The 1,697-nt window shown below is 25.2% G+C and carries 2 protein-coding genes and 1 pseudogene; all 3 read left to right on the plus strand.

What is annotated here, in order from left to right; translation table 11 throughout:
• Window positions 1-429: pseudogene (locus CQA75_RS09465) on the plus strand (hypothetical protein); the annotation flags it as partial.
• Window positions 430-501: 72 nt separating this feature from the next.
• Complete coding sequence (locus CQA75_RS08825; RefSeq protein WP_246023832.1) at window positions 502-1,017, plus strand: hypothetical protein; 516 nt, start codon at window positions 502-504, stop codon at window positions 1,015-1,017.
• Window positions 1,014-1,667 (plus strand): hypothetical protein, encoded by a 654-nt coding sequence (locus CQA75_RS09265; RefSeq protein WP_171000107.1) that lies wholly within the window; start codon window positions 1,014-1,016, stop codon window positions 1,665-1,667. Before CQA75_RS08825 ends, CQA75_RS09265 begins: the two co-directional genes overlap by 4 nt.
• The last annotated feature ends 30 nt before the right edge of the window (window positions 1,668-1,697 follow it).

Raw genomic sequence — 1,697 nt, forward strand, 5'->3', positions numbered from 1 at the left:
TTTAGGAAAGATTTTAGTAAAAATCATGAATTTAAACAATTAAATCTTAGCTTTGATACTAATTTAATCAAACTTTATTTTATTATCCCTAAAAATATCTCTAAATCCTATAAAGATGCTTATAAAAAATTTGAAAAAAAGGAATTAGGAGCAGGATATTTTAAAGAACTTCATAAATATAATGAAGATTATAGAGAAAAAGATACCATAATGCATAAAAGGGTATTTTTTGCTCCTGCTTGTATGCAAAATATCCAATTTGAAATAGCTAAAGGTTTAGATGATTGGCTTGATAATGAAAATGTATGTTCTTTTAATGTTTTAACTAAGGATTATTTTAAAGCAGAGGAAAATACAATAATCATCAATAATGAAAACTCTAATTCACAAGAAAAAATTCCTGATAATGTTATAAGGATAGAAACGTAAGATGGTAGTGAAGATTTTATAGAAATAATATTTCCTAGTGAATTGGAACTCAATGATAAACCCTTGGAGGATGTGAGTTATGCTCCTTTGGGAAGTATTTTAGATATTGCTTTAGATTCGGTAGAAAATAGCGGTATTTTTGGGAATGCTTTAGCTGCATTAGCAGCTGTAAAAAATCCTAAAAATTTAAAAAATATTATTAAGAAAAAATCTAAATATGCCGCAAAACAAGAAGTGATAGATGTATTAAAAAATAAATACAATCTTAAGACTTCTAAAGAATTAAGACTTGGTAGAAGTGAGAATGTTTTCTGGGCTAAAGATGATAAACAAATAAAAGAAATAGCTAATGATTTATTAGAGAATGCTCAACATTTAAATAAAATAAAAACAACCATAGGTATCAAAGATAAAAAAACCGGAAAAGTTATAAGACAAGAACCGATAGAAATTAATGTTTATTTATTAGAGGATAAAATGACAAAAGTACAAATTAGAAGCAATTCTCAAAGTGGTGGAGATACAATAGATATTATCCATAATTTAGAACCAAAAACAAAAATTCACAATTTGAAAGATTTAAGATGAAATATAAAGTATTAAATAAAGAGTATATGGATTTTATTTTTTATGATATCCCTTATGAGTTAGGTAAGAAAATAAGTAACTACTATGAAATGCACCTTTTTCTACAAATACCAAATGTTAAGAAAACAGATATTTTGGAATTGTTTGAAATGACAATTTTGACAAGTTTTAATATTGAAGCAGAAATGGATGAAACAATTTTTGCTAGTTATTTATTTGATTTTTCAAATTTATATAAATTAGCACATCATTATACTGATGATTATGTAGCTATTATAGGACAACTTTTTTTAGACGATTGTATTGATTTTTGGCGTTGTGCATATCATGAAACAGATAACGCAAATACAAAAACTCCCAATTTATCACAATACAAAAAAGAAAATAAATATGAAACTTGGAAATATTTTAGAGATAATTATATTTATTCTTACAACGATAATTTAGTAAATCATGCAACAAAAGGCGATTTTTGGGGGAATTTGGATAATTGGGATATGTATAATATCAATTGTTTTCGCACTCAAAAAGGCACAAGGTATCTTAATGAAATTTTAGCTCCTAAGTTTTACAATAAATACAAAGATTTGGAAGTAGAAATTGATGATAAAGGTAATATTATAAGATGGATTGGAGAGATTAATAGGTGATTTTTGTTAATTTTAAAAGATAATAATAAA

Origin of the sequence: Campylobacter taeniopygiae (assembly GCF_005406225.1) — a bacterium.
GTDB classification, from domain to species: domain Bacteria; phylum Campylobacterota; class Campylobacteria; order Campylobacterales; family Campylobacteraceae; genus Campylobacter_D; species Campylobacter_D taeniopygiae.

What these genes read in the sequence shown, in the direction of transcription:
- CQA75_RS09265 (WP_171000107.1), top strand. Translation starts at nt 1,014, where the DNA reads ATGAAATATAAAGTATTAAATAAAGAGTATATGGATTTTATTTTTTAT.